Source organism: Sphingomonas sp. NPDC079357 (genome assembly GCF_044901155.1).
GTDB lineage: Bacteria > Pseudomonadota > Alphaproteobacteria > Sphingomonadales > Sphingomonadaceae > Sphingomonas.
Genome location: NZ_JBJDOM010000001.1, coordinates 381,806 through 402,696 on the forward strand (window position 1 = coordinate 381,806; position 20,891 = coordinate 402,696).

The 20,891-nt window shown below is 66.2% G+C and carries 14 protein-coding genes; 9 read left to right on the top strand and 5 right to left on the bottom strand.

Going from position 1 to position 20,891, the window contains the following annotated elements:
- The first annotated feature begins 366 nt into the window (after positions 1 to 366).
- The 4 genes from rpoB (at position 367) to ACI2JO_RS01720 (ending at position 12,613) form a co-directional block, all read left to right on the top strand.
- On the top strand, positions 367 to 4,545 hold the full coding sequence (gene rpoB, locus ACI2JO_RS01705) for a DNA-directed RNA polymerase subunit beta (protein ID WP_404719024.1): 4,179 nt from the start codon (positions 367 to 369) through the stop codon (positions 4,543 to 4,545).
- A 135-nt stretch (positions 4,546 to 4,680) separates the two neighbouring features.
- A complete protein-coding gene (gene rpoC / locus ACI2JO_RS01710; RefSeq protein ID WP_404719025.1) occupies positions 4,681 to 8,979 on the top strand; it encodes a DNA-directed RNA polymerase subunit beta' in 4,299 nt (1,432 codons plus the stop codon).
- A gap of 247 nt (positions 8,980 to 9,226) precedes the next feature.
- The gene (locus ACI2JO_RS01715) at positions 9,227 to 10,534 is read left to right on the top strand and encodes an amidohydrolase family protein (RefSeq protein WP_404719026.1); all 1,308 of its coding nucleotides are present in this window, start codon (positions 9,227 to 9,229) and stop codon (positions 10,532 to 10,534) included.
- A 27-nt stretch (positions 10,535 to 10,561) separates the two neighbouring features.
- Positions 10,562 to 12,613 (top strand): prolyl oligopeptidase family serine peptidase, encoded by a 2,052-nt coding sequence (locus ACI2JO_RS01720; RefSeq protein ID WP_404719027.1) that lies wholly within the window; start codon positions 10,562 to 10,564, stop codon positions 12,611 to 12,613.
- Positions 12,614 to 12,715: 102 nt separating this feature from the next.
- Here ACI2JO_RS01720 and ACI2JO_RS01725 read toward each other — a convergent pair whose 3' ends face one another.
- From ACI2JO_RS01725 to ACI2JO_RS01735, 3 genes are all read right to left on the bottom strand, one after another.
- Positions 12,716 to 13,408 carry a hypothetical protein gene (locus tag ACI2JO_RS01725; RefSeq protein WP_404719028.1) on the bottom strand — a complete coding sequence of 231 codons (693 nt, stop codon included), beginning with the start codon at positions 13,406 to 13,408 and terminating at the stop codon, positions 12,716 to 12,718.
- Positions 13,409 to 13,559: 151 nt separating this feature from the next.
- Complete coding sequence (locus ACI2JO_RS01730; RefSeq protein ID WP_404719029.1) at positions 13,560 to 13,868, bottom strand: hypothetical protein; 309 nt, start codon at positions 13,866 to 13,868, stop codon at positions 13,560 to 13,562.
- 203 nt (positions 13,869 to 14,071) lie between these two features.
- Positions 14,072 to 14,662, bottom strand: a complete 591-nt coding sequence (locus ACI2JO_RS01735; protein WP_404719030.1) for a hypothetical protein — start codon at positions 14,660 to 14,662, stop codon at positions 14,072 to 14,074.
- A gap of 227 nt (positions 14,663 to 14,889) precedes the next feature.
- Between ACI2JO_RS01735 and dinB the strand changes: the two genes are divergently transcribed.
- Complete coding sequence (dinB, locus tag ACI2JO_RS01740; protein ID WP_404719031.1) at positions 14,890 to 15,969, top strand: DNA polymerase IV; 1,080 nt, start codon at positions 14,890 to 14,892, stop codon at positions 15,967 to 15,969.
- Positions 15,970 to 15,986: 17 nt separating this feature from the next.
- Positions 15,987 to 16,790, top strand: a complete 804-nt coding sequence (locus ACI2JO_RS01745) for a shikimate 5-dehydrogenase (RefSeq protein ID WP_404719032.1) — start codon at positions 15,987 to 15,989, stop codon at positions 16,788 to 16,790.
- 84 nt (positions 16,791 to 16,874) lie between these two features.
- Here the strand turns inward: ACI2JO_RS01745 and ACI2JO_RS01750 are convergent, their stop codons facing one another.
- Both ACI2JO_RS01750 and ACI2JO_RS01755 read right to left on the bottom strand, forming a co-directional pair.
- Positions 16,875 to 17,792: an ROK family protein gene (locus ACI2JO_RS01750; protein ID WP_404719033.1), complete on the bottom strand. Its 918-nt coding sequence runs from the start codon at positions 17,790 to 17,792 to the stop codon at positions 16,875 to 16,877.
- Positions 17,793 to 18,236, bottom strand: a complete 444-nt coding sequence (locus ACI2JO_RS01755; protein ID WP_404719034.1) for a MarR family winged helix-turn-helix transcriptional regulator — start codon at positions 18,234 to 18,236, stop codon at positions 17,793 to 17,795.
- Between the two features lie 134 nt (positions 18,237 to 18,370).
- On the opposite strand from ACI2JO_RS01755, the gene ACI2JO_RS01760 reads away from it, so the two are divergent.
- The 3 genes from ACI2JO_RS01760 (at position 18,371) to ACI2JO_RS01770 (ending at position 20,809) form a co-directional block, all read left to right on the top strand.
- On the top strand, positions 18,371 to 19,279 hold the full coding sequence (locus ACI2JO_RS01760) for an alpha/beta fold hydrolase (RefSeq protein WP_404719035.1): 909 nt from the start codon (positions 18,371 to 18,373) through the stop codon (positions 19,277 to 19,279).
- 62 nt (positions 19,280 to 19,341) lie between these two features.
- Positions 19,342 to 19,527 (top strand): hypothetical protein, encoded by a 186-nt coding sequence (locus ACI2JO_RS01765; protein WP_404719036.1) that lies wholly within the window; start codon positions 19,342 to 19,344, stop codon positions 19,525 to 19,527.
- 112 nt (positions 19,528 to 19,639) lie between these two features.
- Positions 19,640 to 20,809, top strand: a complete 1,170-nt coding sequence (locus ACI2JO_RS01770; protein WP_404719037.1) for a diguanylate cyclase domain-containing protein — start codon at positions 19,640 to 19,642, stop codon at positions 20,807 to 20,809.
- The last annotated feature ends 82 nt before the right edge of the window (positions 20,810 to 20,891 follow it).

The following is a 20,891-nucleotide window of genomic DNA, read 5'->3' on the forward strand; positions in this document are numbered from 1 at the left end:
CCGCCCCGCCGCAAGGCTGGCCGACGAGCGGCCCAAGCCCGCTCGTTCGACGTCATGGAATTCACTTCCATGACGCGGCCGCCAGCAGAAAAGGGGCGACACCCACACGGGTGCCGCCCCTTTTTCGTGCGCCATCGCTTGCCGGGATGACGGAGATAGCCGCCGCCCCCGTTTGACACGCCCCCTCCCCGCTCCTATATCCAACCCATCACCACAGCTTCCGGGAAACGGCGCGCCTTGCGCAGCGTGTCGATCGGATTGGGAAGCCGCGGTTCAGGACGCTGAAAGCCGACGCATCTTTGCGATCGGCTTTTCTTCGTTCCACCCTGCGCCTGCATTTTGACGGCTGACGAGGCACAAGCTTTTATGGCGACCAATCCGATCGACGCGGGCTCCGCGCGGACCGAAAAGGCGGGCACGCGCAAGCGTCGCATCCGCAAGGTATTCGGCAACATCCACGAAGTGGTGCAGATGCCGAACCTGATCGAGGTCCAGCGTGAGAGCTATGAGCAGTTCCTGCGTTCCGACCCATCGATCGGCTATGTCTCGGGTCTCGAGAAGACGCTGCGCAGCGTCTTCCCGATCCGTGACTTCGCCGGCACCGCCGAGCTGGACTTTGTCAACTACGAGCTGGAGCCGCCAAAGTTCGACGTCGAGGAATGCCGTCAGCGCGGCATCACCTATGCGGCGCCGATGCGCGTTACATTGCGCCTGATCGTGTTCGAGGTGGATCCGGATACGGAAACCCGCTCGGTGCTCGATATCAAGGAGCAGGACGTGTACATGGGCGACATGCCGCTCATGACCGAGAACGGCACCTTCTTCATCAACGGTACCGAGCGCGTCATCGTCAGCCAGATGCACCGCTCGCCGGGCGTGCTGTTCGACCACGATCGCGGCAAGACCCATGCTTCGGGCAAGTATCTGTTCGCGGCGCGCGTGATCCCGTATCGCGGCTCGTGGCTCGATTTCGAGTTCGACGCCAAGGACATTGTCAACGTCCGTATCGACCGTAAGCGCAAGCTGCCGGTCACCGCGCTGCTGTATGCGCTGGGGATGAACGGCGAAGAAATCCTCAACCACTTCTACAACCGTCTTACGTTCGTGCGGGGCGACGGCGGCTGGCAAATCCCGTTCCAGGCCGAGAACTGGCGCGGCGTGAAGCCGACCTTCGACATCGTCGATGCCAAGTCGGGCGAAGTGATCTTCGCCGCGGGAACCAAGATCACGCCGCGCGCCGCCAACAAGGCGGGCAAGGACGGCCTTGAGACGCTGCTGATCCCGACCGAGGAGATCTATGGTCGCTACAGCGCCTATGACCTCATCAACGCGTCGACGGGCGAGATCTACGTCGAGGCCGGGGACGAGATCGGGCCGGAGAACCTCGAGAAGCTCGACAAGGCGGGCATCGACCGTATCGAGCTGCTCGACATCGACCATGTCGCGACGGGTCCGTGGATCCGCAACACGCTCAAGGCGGACAAGGCCGAGGAGCGCGAGCAGGCGCTGTCCGACATTTACCGCGTGATGCGCCCCGGCGAGCCGCCGACGCTGGAAACCGCCGAGTCGCTGTTCGCGGGCCTGTTCTTCGATCCGGACCGCTACGACCTGTCGGCGGTGGGCCGCGTCAAGCTGAACATGCGTCTCGACCTCGACGCCGAGGATACGGTGACGACGCTGCGCACCGAGGACATCCTCGCGGTCGTCAAGACGCTGGTCGACCTGAAGGACGGCAAGGGCGAGATCGACGACATCGACAACCTCGGCAACCGCCGCGTGCGTTCGGTGGGCGAGCTGCTGGAGAACCAGTATCGCGTCGGCCTGCTCCGCATGGAGCGCGCCGTGAAGGAGCGCATGTCGTCGGTCGACGTCTCGACGGTAATGCCGAACGACCTGATCAACGCCAAGCCCGCGGTCGCCGCGGTGCGCGAGTTCTTCGGTTCGTCGCAGCTGTCGCAGTTCATGGACCAGACCAATCCGCTGTCCGAAGTGACGCACAAGCGTCGCGTTTCGGCGCTCGGGCCGGGCGGCCTGACGCGCGAGCGGGCGGGCTTCGAGGTTCGCGACGTTCACCCGACGCACTATGGCCGCATCTGCCCGATCGAAACGCCGGAAGGCCCGAACATCGGTCTGATCAACTCGCTGTCGACCTTCGCGCGCGTCAACAAGTACGGCTTCATCGAGACGCCGTACCGCAAGATCGTCGACGGCAAGGTGACCAACGAGGTCGTCTATCTGTCGGCGATGGAAGAGCAGAAGCACACCGTCGCGCAGGCGTCGGCGGAGCTGAACGAGGACGGTTCGTTCGCCGAGGAGCTGGTCTCCGCGCGGCAGGCGGGCGAGTTCCTGATGGCGCTGCCGGAGACGGTGACGCTGATGGACGTGTCGCCTAAGCAGCTCGTGTCGGTCGCAGCCTCGCTGATCCCGTTCCTTGAGAACGACGACGCCAACCGCGCGCTGATGGGCTCGAACATGCAGCGTCAGGCCGTGCCTTTGGTGCGTGCCGAGGCGCCGTTCGTCGGCACCGGCATGGAAGAGACTGTGGCGCGCGACTCTGGCGCGGCGATCTCGGCCAAGCGTGCGGGCATCGTCGACCAGGTCGACGCGGCGCGTATCGTGGTGCGTGCGACCGGTGAGGTCGACTCGGCCAAGTCGGGTGTCGACATCTACACGCTGATGAAGTTCCAGCGTTCGAACCAGTCGACCTGCATCAACCAGCGTCCGCTGGTGAAGGTGGGCGACGTGGTCAACGCCGGCGACGTAATCGCCGACGGCCCGTCGACCGAGTTCGGTGAGCTGGCGCTTGGTCGTAATGCGCTCGTCGCGTTCATGCCCTGGAACGGCTACAACTACGAGGACTCGATCCTCATCAGCGAGCGGATCGTGAAGGACGACGTGTTCACGTCGATTCACATCGACGAGTTCGAGGTGATGGCCCGCGACACGAAGCTCGGGCCGGAGGACATCACCCGCGACATCCCGAACGTCGGCGAGGAAGCGCTGCGCAACCTTGACGAGGCGGGCATCGTCTATGTCGGCGCCGAAGTGGAGCCGGGCGACATCCTGGTCGGCAAGATCACGCCGAAGGGCGAGAGCCCGATGACGCCGGAAGAGAAGCTGCTTCGCGCGATCTTCGGTGAAAAGGCGTCGGACGTGCGCGACACGTCGCTGCGCCTGCCGCCGGGCGTCGCCGGCACGATCGTCGACGTGCGCGTCTTCAATCGCCACGGCATCGACAAGGACGAGCGCGCGATGGCGATCGAGCGCGAGGAGATCGAGCGCCTGAAGAAGGACTCGGACGACGAGCGCACGATCCTCAACCGCGCGACTTGGTCGCGTCTGCGCGAGATGCTGCTGGGTCAGGTCGCGACCGCGGCGCCGAAGGGCGTCAAGAAGGGCGTGACCATCGACATGGACGTGCTCGACAGCGTCGAACGCCACGAATGGTGGAAGTTCGCGGTGGCCGACGATGCGGTCCAGTCGAACCTCGAGGCCGTAAAGGGCCAGTATGACGAGGCGGCCAAGCGCATCCGCGACAAGTTCGAGGATCGGCGCGAGAAGCTGGAGCGTGGCGACGAGCTGCCGCCGGGCGTGCTCAAGATGGTCAAGGTGTTCGTCGCGGTGAAGCGCAAGCTGCAGCCGGGCGACAAGATGGCCGGCCGTCACGGCAACAAGGGCGTCATCAGCCGCATCCTGCCGGCGGAGGACATGCCGTTCCTCGCCGATGGGACGCCGGTCGATCTCGTGCTCAACCCGCTGGGCGTGCCGTCGCGCATGAACGTCGGGCAGATCTTCGAGACGCACCTCGGCTGGGCGGCGCGTGGCCTTGGCCAGCAGATCAAGCATGCGCTGGAAGACTGGCGCGAGGCCAATCCCGACGCCAAGGCTGGCGACATGCCCGACGCGGTCAAGGACCGGCTGCGCACCGTCTATGGCGAGCATTATCTCGACGACATCGACTCGCGCGATGCGAATGAGATCATTGAGCTGGCGCAGAACCTGACGCCCGGCGTTCCGATGGGCACCCCGGTGTTCGACGGCGCGGTCGAGAAGGACGTGTCGGACATGCTGGAGCTGGCCGGGCTCGACACCTCGGGTCAGTCGGACCTGTTCGACGGGCGCACCGGCGACAAGTTCGACCGCAAGGTGACGGTGGGCATCATCTACATGCTCAAGCTGCACCACCTTGTGGACGACAAGATCCACGCCCGGTCGATTGGGCCGTACTCGCTCGTCACCCAGCAGCCGCTGGGCGGCAAGGCGCAGTTCGGCGGCCAGCGCTTCGGCGAAATGGAAGTCTGGGCGCTGCAGGCTTATGGTGCTGCCTATACCTTGCAGGAAATGCTGACGGTGAAGTCGGACGACGTGGTCGGCCGCACCAAGGTCTATGAGGCGATCGTCAAGGGTGACGACACGTTCGAGGCCGGCATTCCGGAGAGCTTCAACGTGCTCGTCAAGGAAATGCGCTCGCTGGGTCTCAATGTCGATCTGCGGTCGATGGAAGAGGCGCAGGACGACGACGGTATCGCCATCGCGGCCGAGTAGGCCCCTTCTCTAGACCCTCCCCTTCGGGGGTGGGGCTGGGATGGGGAACGCGCCTCCGACACTTTCCGGGGTGGCCCGCTCATGCGGCCCCCACCCCAACCCCTCCCCTGAACGGGAGGGGCTAAGGAGTTCAAGATGAACGAACTGACCAATTTCGCCAATCCGCTCGCGAAGCCGGAAACCTTTGACCAGATCCAGATCGGGATTGCGTCGCCGGACAAGATCCGCTCGTGGTCGTTCGGCGAGATCAAGAAGCCCGAGACGATCAACTATCGCACGTTCAAGCCCGAGCGTGACGGCCTGTTCTGCGCGCGCATCTTCGGTCCGATCAAGGACTATGAGTGCCTGTGCGGCAAGTACAAGCGCATGAAGTACAAGGGCATCGTCTGCGAGAAGTGCGGTGTCGAGGTCACGGTGTCGAAGGTCCGCCGCGAGCGGATGGGCCATATCGAACTCGCCGCCCCGGTCGCGCACATCTGGTTCCTGAAGTCGCTGCCGAGCCGCATCGGCCTGCTGCTCGACATGCAGCTCAAGCAGCTCGAGCGCGTGCTGTACTTCGAGGCGTATATCGTGATCGAGCCGGGCCTCACCCCGCTCGAGAAGTATCAGCTGCTCACCGAGGATGAGCTGCTTGAGGCGCAGGACGAATATGGCGAGGACGCCTTCTCGGCCGGGATTGGCGCCGAGGCGGTCCGCATCATGCTCGAAAGCCTCGATCTTGAGGGCGAGAAGGTCACGCTGCTCGAAGAGCTGGCGACGACCAAGTCGGAGCTGAAGCCCAAGAAGATCATCAAGCGCCTCAAGGTCGTCGAGAGCTTCCTGGAATCGGGCAACCGTCCGGAATGGATGATCCTCGAGGTCGTGCCGGTCATCCCGCCCGAGCTGCGCCCGCTGGTGCCGCTCGACGGCGGCCGCTTCGCGACGTCGGATCTCAACGACCTGTACCGCCGCGTCATCAACCGCAACAACCGCCTCAAGCGCCTGATGGAGCTGCGTGCGCCGGACATCATCGTCCGCAACGAAAAGCGCATGTTGCAGGAAGCGGTCGACGCGCTGTTCGACAATGGCCGTCGCGGCCGGACGATTACCGGCGCCAACAAGCGTCCGCTGAAGTCGCTGTCCGACATGCTCAAGGGCAAGCAGGGCCGCTTCCGGCAGAACCTGCTCGGCAAGCGCGTCGACTATTCGGGCCGTTCGGTGATCGTCACCGGTCCGGAGCTGAAGCTGCACCAGTGCGGCCTGCCCAAGAAGATGGCGCTCGAGCTGTTCAAGCCGTTCATCTACGCGCGCCTCGACGCCAAGGGCCTCAGCATGACGCTGAAGCAGGCGAAGAAGTGGGTCGAGAAGGAGCGCAAGGAAGTCTGGGACATCCTCGACGAGGTGATCCGCGAGCATCCGGTGCTGCTGAACCGCGCACCGACGCTCCACCGCCTCGGCATCCAGGCATTCGAGCCGGTGCTGATCGAGGGCAAGGCGATCCAGCTTCACCCGCTAGTCTGCTCGGCGTTCAACGCCGACTTCGACGGCGACCAAATGGCCGTGCACGTCCCGCTGTCGCTCGAAGCGCAGCTGGAAGCGCGCGTCCTGATGATGTCGACCAACAACATCCTGTCGCCGGCGAACGGCAAGCCGATCATCGTGCCGTCGCAGGACATGGTGCTGGGTCTCTATTATCTGTCGCTCGAAAAGCAGAACGAGCCGGGCGAAGGCATGTTGCTGGGCGACATGGCCGAGGTGCACCAGGCGCTGTTCGCGGGCGCCGTGACGCTCCACACCAAGATCGTCAGCCGCGTTCCGCAGACCGACGAGCAGGGCAACCAGTATCTCAAGCGCTATGAGACCACCCCGGGTCGCATGCTGCTGGGCGAGTGCCTGCCCAAGAGCCACAAGGTCCCGTTCGACGTCGTCAACCGCGTCCTGACCAAGAAGGACGTCGGCGAGGTGATCGACGAGGTCTATCGTCACACCGGCCAGAAGGAGACGGTGCTGTTCGCCGATGCGATCATGGCGCTGGGCTTCCGTCACGCGTTCCGCGCGGGCATCTCGTTCGGCAAGGACGACATGCTGATCGCGCCGGACAAGGACAAGCTGGTCGACGAGACCCGTGATCTCGTGAAGGACTTCGAGCAGCAGTATCAGGACGGCCTGATCACGCAGCAAGAGAAGTACAACAAGGTCATCGACGCCTGGAGCCGTTGCGGCGATCAGGTCGCGAACTCGATGATGAACGAGATCAAGGCGGTGCGCCATTACGAGGACGGCCCGATGGTCGGCCGCGAGCGCGACATCAACTCGATCTACATGATGGCGCACTCGGGCGCACGTGGTAGCCCCGCGCAGATCAAGCAGCTCGCCGGTATGCGCGGGCTGATGGCCAAGCCGTCGGGCGAGATCATCGAGACGCCGATTATCTCGAACTTCAAGGAAGGTCTGACCGTCCTCGAATATTTCAACTCCACCCACGGCGCGCGTAAGGGCCTCGCGGACACGGCGTTGAAGACCGCCAACTCGGGGTACCTCACCCGCCGTCTCGTCGACGTGTCGCAGGACTGCACGATCGTCGAGCTGGATTGCGGTACCGAGCGCGCGCTGGAGATGAAGGCGATCGTGCAGGGCGGTTCGACGATCGCCTCGCTCGGCGAGCGCATCCTGGGCCGTACGACGGCCGAGGACGTCGTGGATGCCAAGACCGGCAAGGTCGTCATTCCGGTCGGCACGTTGCTCGACGAGCCGATGGTCGCGCAGATCGAGGCGCTGGGCGTACCGGCGATGAAGATCCGTTCGCCGCTGGTCTGCGAGAGCAAGGTCGGCGTGTGCGGCAAGTGCTACGGGCGTGACCTCGCCCGCGGTACACCGGTCAACATCGGCGAGGCGGTCGGCGTGATCGCGGCGCAGTCGATCGGTGAGCCGGGCACGCAGCTGACGATGCGGACCTTCCACATCGGCGGCGCGGCGCAGCTCAACGAGCAGTCGAACCTCGAAGCGCCGGTCGACGGCACGGTCGAATTCCGCGACCTGCGCCTGATCGAGGACCAGCGCGGTCGTCGCGTGGTGCTCAGCCGTTCGGGCGAGATCGCGATCGTCGACATGGAAGGCCGCGAGCTGGCGGTGCACAAGATCCCGTACGGCGCGTACGTCATGTTCGACGATGGCCACATCGTCAGCAAGGGCGACCGGATGGCCGAATGGGATCCGTTCACCATGCCGGTGATCACCGAAACGGGCGGCACCGTGAAGTTCCAGGACCTGATCGAGGGCAAGACGCTCACCGAGCAGGTCGACGAGGCGACCGGTATCGCGCAGCGCGTGGTGATCGAATATCGTGCGACCACCAAGTCGAAGGAGGATCTGCGTCCGCGCATGACCCTGCTCGACGAAGGGTCGGGCGAGGCCGCTCGCTACCTGCTGGCGCCGGGCGCGGTGCTGTCGGTCGAGGACAATGCCACCGTTCATGCCGGCGACGTGCTGGCGCGTGTCGCGCGCGAAAGCGCCAAGACCCGCGACATCACCGGTGGTCTGCCGCGTGTCGCCGAATTGTTCGAGGCGCGCATCCCCAAGGAAGCGGCGATCATCGCCAAGATTTCCGGCCGGGTTGTGTTCGGCAAGGACTATAAGGCGAAGCGCAAGATCGGCATCCAGCCCGAGGACGGCGGCGAGGTCGTCGAGTATCTGGTGCCGAAGTCGAAGGTGATCGACGTTCAGGAAGGCGACTACGTCAAGCGTGGCGACAACCTGATCGGCGGTTCGCCCAACCCGCACGACATTCTGGAAACGATGGGGATCGAGCCGCTGGCCGAATATCTCGTCAGCGAAATTCAGGAAGTCTATCGTCTGCAGGGCGTGAAGATCAACGACAAGCACATCGAGACGATCGTTCGTCAGATGCTGCAGAAGGTCGAGATCATTGAGGCCGGCGACACGACGCTGCTGGTCGGTGAACAGGTCGATCGCGAGGAAATGGACGCGATCAACGAGAAGCTGGAGGACGGCCAGGCCCGTGCGGCGGGCAAGCCGATCCTGCTCGGCATCACCAAGGCGTCGCTGCAGACCCGCAGCTTCATCTCGGCGGCGTCGTTCCAGGAAACCACCCGCGTCCTCACCGAGGCGGCGGTCCAGGGCAAGCAGGACACGCTGATGGGCCTGAAGGAGAATGTCATCGTCGGGCGGCTGATCCCGGCGGGTACCGGCGCGGGCATGAACCGCCTGCGCGTGGCGGCCTCGTCGCGTGATGCGGCGCTGCGCGTCCAGCAGCGCAAGCTGCAGGAGGCGATGGTCGCAGCGGGTTCGGCTGGCAGCGCGGCGCAGACCCGCGCCGCCGAGGAAAAGCGCAGCCCGCGCGAGAGCGTCGGCACCGGCAGCGATCCGCTGGCCGAGGTCGTCCCTTCGGGCACCGGCACCGACGCCGATGCCGGCGAGTATCTGAACAAGGAGTGATCCTTGCTTCAGGCGCACGCCTGACCTGAAAGAGCCGCCGTCCGGGATGCCGGGCGGCGGCTTTTTCGATAGATCAAGCACCTGCATCATGACGATCGCGGCGCTGCTGCTCCGCGCATGGTTGCAGGACTGACACGCTTTGGCGGCGCCTGCTTCTCCTATCCCCGTGACGGATCTTGCCGGTTGGGCAATCCCCTTGCCTTGAGGCGGCAGGTCCGCAACGATGGGACAAACGGGGGAGTGCAGGATGTTGAAAGCATTGGTTCTTGGCGCGGCCGCTGCGGCGGCCCTGCCGGCGATGGCGCAGCAGCAACAGCAGACCGCGCCGATCTATATCCAGGCGGGCGCGCTGCTCGACCGTCCGGGGCAGGCGCCGCGCGGCGCGACGACGATCGTGGTCCGCGACGGCAAGGTCACGGAGCTGCGCGACGGCTTTGTCGCGCCTGAAGCGGGCGCCCGGCTGGTTGATCTGCGCAATGCCTTCGTGCTGCCGGGGCTGGTCGACATGCACGTTCACCTTTGGGGTATCGGCGGCGATCCCATGAAGGCGCGGCTCGGCGCGCTGACCCGTGATCGCTTCGATGACGAGATGACCGCGGTCGCCAACGCCCGCACGACGCTCGCCGCCGGCTTCACCTCGGTGCGCGATCTGGGCGGCGACCCGCGCGGCATCCGCGCGCTGCGCGACGCGATCGACGCCGGCACCGTCGAGGGACCGACGATCACCAATGCCGGCGAAATGATCTCCGTCACCGGCGGGCATGGCGATGGCGGCAACGGACTGGCGGAGGAATTTGCCGAAGCCGTGCACGCGCACGAGATCAACCTGTGCGACGGCCCCGACGATTGCCGGCGCGCCGTCCGCGCGCAGGTCGGATTGGGCGCGAAGGTCATCAAGTTCGCCGCGACCGGCGGTGTGTTGTCGAACGTCAGCGGTGGTCTGGGTCGTGCGATGACGCCCGAGGAGATGCGCGCCATCATCGACACTGCACACGCGCTGGGCCGCAAGGTCGCCGCGCACAGCCATGCCGCCGAGGGCACGAAGGCGGCGCTGGAGGCGGGGGTCGACTCGATCGAGCACGGCACGTTCCTCGACGACGACACGATCCGGCTGTTCAAGACCAAGGGTGCATATCTGGTCCCGACCGAGATCGCTCCGGTCGCCGCGCTGGCGCAGGCGCGGGGTGGAGCGTTGCCTCCCGCCACGATCGCCAAGGCGGAGCAGGCCGCCGCCGCGATGGCCGCCAACCACCGCCGCGCCTATGCCGCCGGGGTGAAGGTCGCCTTCGGCACCGACACCGGCGTGTCGAAACATGGCGACAATGCCACCGAATTCGCGCTGCTGGTCAGGAACGGGCTGACGCCGGCCCAGGCAATCGCCGCCGCCACCATCGGGGCCGCCGATCTGCTCGGCCGCGACGACATCGGAACGCTCGCGCCCGGCAAGACCGCCGACATCATCGCGGTACGTGGCTCGCCACTGGACGACGTCACCCGGCTGGAGCACGTCGATTTTGTCATGCACCGCGGTGCGATAGTGAAGACCGCGAACTAACAGCTCCCTAGGAAGGATCACTCCCCTTTGCGCCTGTCCCTCGCTCTTGCGCTGCTCGCCGCGGCGCCCGTTTCCGCCGCACAGCAGCAGCCGAACGCCGCTGCCGCCGACGCGCCGACCCGCGCCTTCACCGGCGGTGACCTGTTCGGCCTCTCGATCGCCGCCGATCCGCAGATCAGCCCGGACGGACGCACGATCGTGTATGTCCGCCGCTCGGCCGACATCATGGCCGACCGGATGCAATCCTCGCTCTGGCTGATTGATGTGGCGAGCGGACGACAATCACCATTTGCGACGCAAGGATCGAGCCCGCGCTGGTCGCCGGACGGTACGCGCATCGCCTATGTCGCGGGGGACGGTGAGGGATCGCAGCTGTTCGTACGCTGGCTGGCGAGCGGCGCCAGCGCGCGCGTAACCGGCTTCCCCGGCGATCCGCAGGCGCTGGCATGGTCGCCGGACGGCACCCGCCTCGCCTATGTCGCGACCGTCGCGGGTGACGCGACGACGCTCGGCAAGGCCCCTGCCAAGCCGGAGGGGGCGAAATGGGCGCCGCCGCTGACCGTCATCGACCGCGTGAACTATCGCAACGACGGCCCCGGCTATGTCAAACCGGGCCGCGACCATGTGTTCGTCGTCGCGGCGGATGGCGGCGCGGCGCGCCAACTGACGTTCGGGGCGTTCGATGACGGTGGTCCGCTGTCATGGACACCGGACGGACGCGAGATCGTCTTCGCCGCGATCCGCGGCCAGGAGGCCGAGCGGCAGGTGATGAACTCCGACGTGATCGCGGTCGATGTGAACAGCGGCGCGCTGCGCACGCTGACGTCCCGTGACGGCCCAGATGCGCAGCCGCGCGTCGCGCCGGACGGCTCCCGCGTCGCCTGGCTCGGATTCGACGACAAGCGCCGCAGCTATGAAAACACGCAGCTCTACATCGGTGATCGCGACGCAGCGAACCCGCGCTCGCTGACCGCGCCGCTCGATCGCTCGATCGAAGACGCGGTCTGGGCGGCGGACGGACGCAGTCTGTACGCCAGCTACGACGATCACGGTCAGCGTCGCATCGCTCGGGTCGGGCTCGACGGGCGCGTCCAGCCGCTGATCGACAATGTCGAGGGCGGCGGGATCGACCGGCCCTATACCGGTGGCGACTTCTCGGTCGCGAAGAACGGCACGATCGCCTACACCGGCGGCGATGCATCCGCCCCCGCGGACGTCTGGGTGTGGAGCGGCGGAAAGCCGCGCCGCTTGACGCAGCTCAACGCGGTGATGACCGCCGCCAAGGCGCTCGCCCCGGTGCGCAAGATTGCGGTGAAGGCGCCAGACGGTCGTGCGATCGACGCGTGGCTGGCGACGCCGCCGGGCCTGGTGCCGGGCACGCGCGCGCCGCTGATCCTCGAAATCCATGGCGGGCCGAACAGCGCCTATGGCCCCGGCTTCGCGACCGACGTGCAGCTCTATGCCGCCGCCGGCTATGCGGTGCTGTGGACCAACCCGCGTGGCTCGACCTCTTATGGTGCCGAATTCGCGAACCTGATCGACAAGAATTATCCGTCCGCCGATTACGACGACCTGATCGCGGCGGTCGATGCCGCGATCGCCGACGGCATCGCCGATCCCGACAATCTGTTCGTCACCGGCGGATCGGGTGGCGGGGTGCTGACCGCATGGATCGTCGGCAAGACCGATCGGTTCAAGGCGGCTGCCACACAGAAGCCGGTCATCAACTGGATCAGCGAGGCGCTGACCATGGATGCGACGCTGTTCACCTCGCGCTACTGGTTCGCCAAGCTGCCGTGGGAGGATCCGATGAGCTACTGGAAACGGTCCCCGCTCAGCCTCGTCGGCAACGTGAAGACGCCGACGCTGGTGGTGGTTGGCAGCGAGGATTATCGCACCCCGGTCAGCGAGTCGGAGCAATATTACGCCGCCCTGCAAATTCGTGGCGTGCCGACCGCTTTGGTGAAGGTACCCGGCGCCAGCCACGGCAGTTTCACGTCGCGTCCCTCGCAATCGGCGGCGAAGGCGGCGGCGATCCTGGCGTGGTTCGATCGCTACCGGACTCCCCCGGCGCGATAGGCACCAAACCCTCGCCGCGCCCCACGCGGGGAGCGGCGAGAGCACCGGCATGTCGTGAACGAAGCAGATCGACCCGCGGCAAGCGCCGCGCGTGCGGCGATCCTAGACCGCGCCGCGCTCCGCCGTCAGCGCATGGACGCGCAGGCGGGGGAAGACCTCCTCCAGCGATTTGGTGTCGGGCAGGACGTACACGTAACCACCCTTTTTCTGGAACAACGGCCGTAGATCGGTGGCGTAGAAGCCGCGCGGCACGTTGATACAGCCGAAGGTGATGCGATTGTCGTTGGGCTCGGGAGACAGCATCCGCGCGCGGCGGTTCTCCGACCGCGCGGCGTCGCCGGGGATCGGATGGATCGCGACGCTGTTGGTGTAGTCGACCCACAGCACGCGCTGGCGCCCGGCGGCATAGCCGAACTTCGCAAGAAAGCGTCCGGCGGGAGTGGTCTTTTCAGCCGGGCCGATCTCGCCGAGCTTCTTGCTCCCAACGCCCGGCGTTGCATCGTCGCCCGGCGCGATGCCGATCAGCACCGGCACCTGCGAGACCATCTTCCCGCTGCCGTCGAACAACAGCAGCGCAGCCGCCTGCTTGTCGATCACCGCATAGGGGAGCGCATGATTGTCGCGCGATGCCGCGACCCAATCGGCAACGCGCAACGCGTCGGCAGAAGGCGACACGACTGGCTCGGCGGTGGTTGTCGCCACTGGTGCCGCAACTGGCCGACGTGGGTTCGTCCTTGCGCCAGGCGGCGCGGTGGCGATGACCAGCGCGAGGCCGGCAAGTATCGGTGGAATCATAATCTATCGCCACGGATCGAAGGCGGCCGTCCATCTGTGGACGGCCGCCGGATCTTGTCACGACCGGGCGCGGCATCGCCACGCCGGCCATCATCTGCGCAGCGACCCTGCCTTCAAGCGTAGGTTGGCAGGGTCGTGCCTTTGCGGGCTTTTAGTGACGCGGACGCTTGCCGCGCTGTTCCTGCTGCTGGAGCCGCTGTTCGACACCGTCGACACGACCGTTCAGCTGATCGAGGCGCTGCCCGTGCTGCTGGACCTGCCCCGACGCGGCCTGCGCCTCGGCAAGCGCCTGCTTGGCGGTACCGTCGGTGGCCTGCAATTGCGTCTCCAGCGTGCTGACGCGCGCGCTGACCGGCTCGATTTGCTCACGCACATATTTCTTGGTGGCGCAGCCGCCGAGCGTCGGAGCGATGAGCAGGATCGCAACCGCGGGGGAGAGTTTGGCAAAGGAGGTAAGCATCACAATCTTCCAAATAATCTCTAGCCTGCGGAAGGAGCCCGGAACGTAACGCAGCGGCAATAGTCGAGGCGACAGCACGAGCCAAAGGCACGTCGAAGCGAGGTATAATCGGCGTCGACGTTCGTGATAAGATGCTTCATATCTTATGGTACGTTCGGAAATACTTTCCCATTAACCATTGCTGAACCAAAACGATCGAGTTGTCACTTTCTCGAATCGCGTTGCCGGTCGTTCGCAAACGGGTCGAGCGGGATGCGGCCGCCGCCATCACGCGCCGCTTTGCCGGCGATCGGCGCGCGCTGACGATCGACACAGCGACGCAGCTCGGCGACGGCAGCGCCGCTCCCGTCCAGCTTGAGCTCCTCGACTGGCACATCGCCGCGCCGTACCTTGAGATAGGCTGACGTCGCAAAACTGCGCGGGAAGGTCACGCCAAAGTCGGTAACAAAACCCCGCCTGCCCTCCGGCGCGATGCCGATCGCAACGTGGCGCGGAAAAGCGGAATTGGAGAGCTGGAAGTCAAGCCGCAGTTGCTCGCGCGCGCGGATCGACCAATTGGGGTTGAGCAGTGTCAGCCGGTTGCTGCCATCCAGGTCGAGGCCGAACTGGAGGGTGGTGCCGCGCGGCGCCGGATAGGTGCGCGTGATAAAACACCCCTTCTGGTCGCTGCTGGCGGAGACGATCCACGCGCCGACATCGCGAGTGGCATAGTCGGTGGCGAACGCCGGGCCGACCGCCACGCCGGTGGCAAGGGCAACAACGGGCAGCAGGGTGGCAAGAGAGATGGTGCGCATGCGGACGCATGTAGCGCAAATCGACCGCGAGGTGAGCCACAATGGCGCGCGGCGTCACTCACCGTCGCTCTCGCCATCGGTGCCGCCTGCGAACGACGTCCGTTAAGAATGATATTCCCGGTTTGTTCCCGATCATACTGGCATTGTCGACGATCATCGGATAGTCTTTGCCCGTGCCCGCGCACCATGCCGTCACCCGCCACGGAGCCGCTACGTCGTTGAACTGCATGGCCGAACGAGTCTCCGCCAATCGCAAGATCATCCACATTGACATGGACGCCTTCTATGCGTCGGTCGAACAGCGCGACGCCCCTGAGCTGCGCGGGCAGCCGGTCGCGGTCGGCGGCAATCGCGCGCGCGGGGTCGTGGCGGCGGCCAGCTATGAGGCGCGCGTGTTCGGGGTGCGCTCGGCGATGCCGTCAGTGGTCGCGGCGCGACGCTGCCCCGACCTCGTCTTCGTGCCGCCGCGCTTCGACGTCTATCGCGCGGTCAGCCGGCAGATCCACGCGATCTTCGCCGACTACGCGGATGCGATCGAGCCGCTGTCGCTCGACGAAGCCTATCTCGACGTCAGCGAAGATCGCCGCGCGCTCGGCTCGGCCAGCGCGATCGCTGCGGAGATCCGCGCGCGGATCAAGACCGATACCGGGCTCACCGCCTCGGCAGGGGTCAGCTACAACAAGTTCATCGCCAAGCTCGCTTCGGACCAGAACAAGCCGGACGGCCTGTGCGTCATCCCGCCTGCGAAAGGCGCAGCGTTTGTTGCAGCCTTGCCGGTCAAGCGCTTCCACGGCATCGGGCCGGTCACCGCGGAAAAGATGGCGCGGCTCGGCATCCACACCGGCGCCGATCTGCGCGACCGGCCAATCGACTTCCTGCGGGCGCATTTCGGCAGCCACGCCGACTATCTCCACGGCGCCGCGCGCGGCATCGACGATCGCCCGGTCCGTGCCGAGCGTCAGGCCAAGTCGGTCGGCGCCGAACGCACGTTCGACACCAACCTCACCGATCCTGCCGAGGTTGACGCCGCGCTGGAGACGGTCGCCGCTGCCGCATGGACGCGCGTCGAACGCGCCGACGTGCGCGGTCGCACCGCAACGCTGAAGCTGCGTCGCGCCGATTTCACCACGCTGACCCGTGCACGCTCGGTGACGGGCATGATCGACACACAGGCCCAGTTGCTCGATCTCGGGCGCGGGCTGCTCGCCCCACTGCTCCCCGCGCCCGGCGGGATCAGGCTGCTCGGGTTGACGCTGTCGGGGATCCTACGCGACGAAGAAGTTGTGCAACCCGCCCTTCCCCTTTGAACCGTAAGGAATCGCCGATGAAGCCGCCGATCGGCCCCACCACCCGCCTCTGCATGTCGCTCGCCGCACGCCCCGGCACGTTCGGGTCGCGCTTCCACAATCATCTTTATGACGCGCTAGGGCTGGATTATGTCTATAAGGCGTTCACCACCGACAATCTTGCCGGCGCGATCACCGGTATTCGCGCGCTCGGCATCCGCGGCTGCGCGGTGTCGATGCCGTTCAAGGAAGCGGTGATCCCAATGCTCGATGGCCTGCGTGACAGCGCGGCGGCGATCGACAGCGTCAACACGATCGTCAACGATGGCGGCGAACTGCTCGGCTATAACACCGATTACAGTGCGGTGCGCGATCTGATCGCGGACCTGCCGCGCCTGCCGTTCCTGCTGCGCGGCAGCGGCGGGATGGGCAAGGCGGTTGCGACCGCGCTGGTCGACGCCGGCTTCCGCGACGGCACGATCGTCGCACGCAACGAACGCGCCGGCCGCGCGCTCGCCGACCGGCTCGGCTGTCGCTGGCAGGCGGAGGCGACCGGCGAGGCAGCGCTGCTCGTCAATGTCACCCCGCTCGGCATGACCGGCGCGGATCAGGACGCCCTCGCGTTCACCCCCGACCAGATCGCCGCGGCGCAGATCGTCATCGACGCGGTCGCCAAGCCGGTCGAAACCCCACTGCTCCGCGCGGCGCAGGCGGCGGGCAAAACGGTCGTCACCGGCGCGCAGATCGCGACGCTGCAGGCGCTGGAGCAATTCGTGCTCTACACCGGCGTGCGGCCGACCGACGAACAGGTGGCGGCAGCGCAGGCGTATGCGCTGAGCTGATTAGGGCTTGGTATTTGAAAGCCAATCAGGTTGAGGTGATCGCGCGCCTAGCGTCGCCCCGACTCAAGTCCGGGGCGACGATGGTCAGGAAACCAGCACCTTGATCCCGGTCCGATCCTCCAGCGCCTGCGCGCCCAGCACCACGGCGCCCAGCGGCCCGGCATTGCCGCCCAGTGCGGCGGGGACGACGAACGTGTCCATGTCCGCCACCGCTGGCAACGCCACGTAACCGTTCAGGCTCGCCGCGGTCGCCGCGCGCAACCGTGGCAGCAGCCACGGATTGCCGACCATCACGCCCCCGCCCAGCACGATCCGCCGCGGCACGCCGGTCAGCGTCAGCGTCGCGAACAGCGACGACAGCGCGCCGACCACCGTCTCCCACGCCGGATGATCCTGCGGCAGGTCCTCGCCCTTGATCCCGGTTCGCGCCGCGATCGCCGGGCCGGCGGCAAGCCCCTCGACGCACGCACCGTGATAGGGGCATGATCCCGCCCAATCGTCGCCGTACAGGCGCGGCGGGCGAATATGCCCGAACTCGCTGTGCGTCAGCCCGTCGACCGGCCGCCCGTGCGCGATCATCCCCGCGCCGACGCCCGTCCCGACCGTGACATAGGCCAGATCGCCGAGTCCCTGCCCCGCCCCCCAGCGCGCCTCGGCCATCGCCGCGCCGACCACGTCGCTGTGAAAGCCGACCGGCACGTCGTACCGCGCCGCCAACCGCCGCGCGATGTCGGTGCCCGCCCAGTGCGGCTTCGGAGTCGAGGTGATCTTGCCGTAATCGGGTGATTGCGGGTCGATGGAGACCGGACCGAAGCTGGCGATGCCGATCGCCGCGACGCCGCGCCACTTGTCCATCGCGGCCTCCAGCGCGGGCAGCGTTTCCTCGGGCCGGGTGGTCGGAACGCGCACTTCCTCCAGGATCGCGTCGGGGCCGCTGGAGAGCACCGCGATGCACTTCGTTCCGCCCAGTTCCACGCCCGCGATCAACGGCAGTTGCGCCATTCAGTCGTCCTCCTCGGCCGCGGCGTCGATCCGCCGCAGCATGTCCGTGAATTGCGCCAGTTCTTCCGCATCGAAACGCCCGAAGATCCGGCGCTCCAATGCGACGGCCTGCGGCGCGACCTGCGCGTACAGCGCTTCACCCTCCGGGCTCAAGCGCAGATGGTGCGATCGGCGATCGGTGGCATTGGGGGTGCGCGTCAGCAATCCGCGCTCGGTCAGCGCGATCGCGGCGCGGCTGACCGTCACCTTGTCCATCCGGCTGCGCTCGCCGAGCTGTGCCTGCGTCACCGGCGCATATTCGGCGATCAGCGTCACCAGCCGCCACTCGGGCACCGTCAAACCGAACAGTGCCTCGTAAGCGCCCGCGATCCGGCCGCTGACCCGGTTGGAGGTGACCGAGAGCAGATAGGGGAGAAACTGCTCGAGATGGAGGCGTTTAGCCATGGGACACCTGCGCGAAGGACGTGAAACAAACGATCGGAACCAGAAGCCGAAACGTTGCATTAATGTGACACAGGGCACAAGGATACTTATCCACTTTCACGGAGTCACATTCGGGAGGCGCAACGGAGCAGACGATGGCAGCGATCACGGCGAACGGCATTCAGATCGAATATGAGGACGAAGGCCCACGCGACGGGCAGGCGATCCTGATGGTGATGGGCCTGGGCGCGCAACTGGTTCGATGGCCGCAATCGATGGTCGATGCCCTGGTCGACCATGGTTACCGCGTGATCCGCTTCGACAATCGCGACGTCGGCCTCTCCGCCAAGTTCGACGAATGTCCCGCCCCGCACATCGTCTGGACCGCGATGCAGATGCAGTTCGGGCGCGTGCCTGCGGTACCCTATACGCTCACCGACATGGCGCAGGACGGCGTCGGCCTGCTCGATGCACTCGGGATCGATCGCGCGCATGTCGTCGGCGCTTCGATGGGCGGGATGATCGCGCAACTGATCGCGGCGCGCTGGCCGGAGCGGGTGCGGACGCTGACCTCGATCATGTCGACCACCGGCCATCCGCATTGCTCGCGTCCGACGATGCGCGCCACTGCGCTGTTGCTGCGCCATCCAAAGAGCGACGATATCGAGGCGATCGTCGCACACGGCACGATGGCCGGGCGCGCGGTCGGCGGGCGCTTTCCGATCGAGGATGCGATCATGGCGGAACGGATCCGCGCCGAGACGCTGCGCAACCGCTGCCCGGCCGGCTTCCTGCGCCAGATGGCGGCGATCATCGCCGACGGCGATCGTACCGACCGCCTGCGCCGCATCACCGCGCCGACGCTGGTGATTCACGGCAGCGACGATCCGCTGGTACCGGTCGCGGGTGGACGCGCCACCGCACAGGCGATCCCCGGTGCGCGGCTGCTGGAAATCGACGGCATGGGGCATACCCTGCCTCCCGAACTGGTCAATCCGATCGTCGCCGCGATCGACGACCACATCCGGCACCGCCGCCGCGACCCGATTCCGCAGGCGGCGTAGCGGCGGCAGACGAACGTCGAAAGCCGCCAGGAAGAACGGCCTTTGCTTGAAGAGGGACGCGCATGTTCGTCGACTTCCGCGATCAGCCTCCGCCGCCACCCTGGCAGCCTCCCCCTCGCCGACCGAAACTAACGCGGCGAGAAGAGAAGGCGCTCGCTGCCATTATCGGGTTCAACGTCATCCTGTTGATCCTTGCGCCGATCGGAGGCGCGACGCTGATCGGCGCGCTGGCGCTGCTGCTTCGCTAAGCGTCACGAAATAAAATAATAAACCTATATAGCACGAGCACTTGCCGCTTGCGTAAAGGAGGCGCTATACATCTTTATCGCGCCGGGGGGCCGAGATTCGGGGGGAATTTCCGTGACGCTGGACGTCCCGACGCTGTTCATCGCCAGCATGGCGATCGAGCTTGTGATGGCGCTCTATTTCTGGACGCTGTGGCTCGGCCGCCGCGATCAGCGGGTCCACCTTTGGGTGGCCTGCTCGATCACCGCCGGCGTGCTAGGCTGCCTTTGCTATATGCTGCGCGACGTCGCGCCGGACTGGGTGTCGGTCTGGGCAGCGCAGGTCGGCTTCATCCAGGTCTTCGCCTTCCTGTGGGGCGGCGTGCGACTGGTCCATGCGCGCTCGCGCCCGGCATGGGTGGTCTGGAGCGGGTCGGCGACCTGGACCGCGATCTGCCTGATCCCGCCGATCTTCGCCGACGAAGCGTTGCGCAACGTCGTTGCGACTCTGTCCTTCACTTTCTACTGCCTTGCGATGACGGGGGAGTTGATGCGCCACTCTCATGCGCGCACCTCGCCCGCGCGGTGGCTGACCGCCGCACTGCTCGTTCTCGCCTCGACCACCTCGCTGGCGCTCGCCGTCTATTCGGGGCTGAACAGCGATCCGGTGCGGCCGCTCGACAGCACGTCATCGCTGCCTGCGCTGTGGCTGCTGCTCTATACCGCGATCTACGTTACGTTGGTGGTGTCGCTCACCACCCTCGAACTTGGCAACGAGGCGCAACGGCAGCGCGAGGCGGCGACGATCGATTCGCTCACCGGCTTGCTCAATCGCCGGGCGTTCATGGAACGCGCCACGCCAGCAGCGGAGCATCCGGGCGGCGCGACGTTGCTGATGCTGGACATCGATCATTTCAAGCAGGTCAACGACCTATGGGGCCACTCGGCGGGCGATCGCGCATTGGTGCTGTTCGCGGGCGCCTTGCTCGATGCGACCGGTGGGGTCGTCGGCGCGGTTTCGGCGCGGATCGGTGGAGAGGAATTTGCGGTGCTGCTCCCTGGCGGATCGCGCGACGAGGCGACGGCACTCGGCCTGCGTATCGCGTCGCGCGTTCGCGAGTTGCGCCACACACCCGGCGCGGCGCGGATGACCGTCAGCATCGGGCTGGCCACTAGCAACGCAATGACGCCGACGCTTGATGATCTGCTGACGGTTGCCGATCGTGCACTGTATCGCGCAAAGAACGCCGGTCGCGACCGGCTCGAACAGGACGATGTGCGCTTCGCACCCGGCCTCGCTGCCTGAGCGGCCTGCCGACGCAAGGCCCGAGAAGCACCTCGCCCGAATCGTCCTCCTGCTTCGCATCGTCGGCGAGCGTCTGGATCAA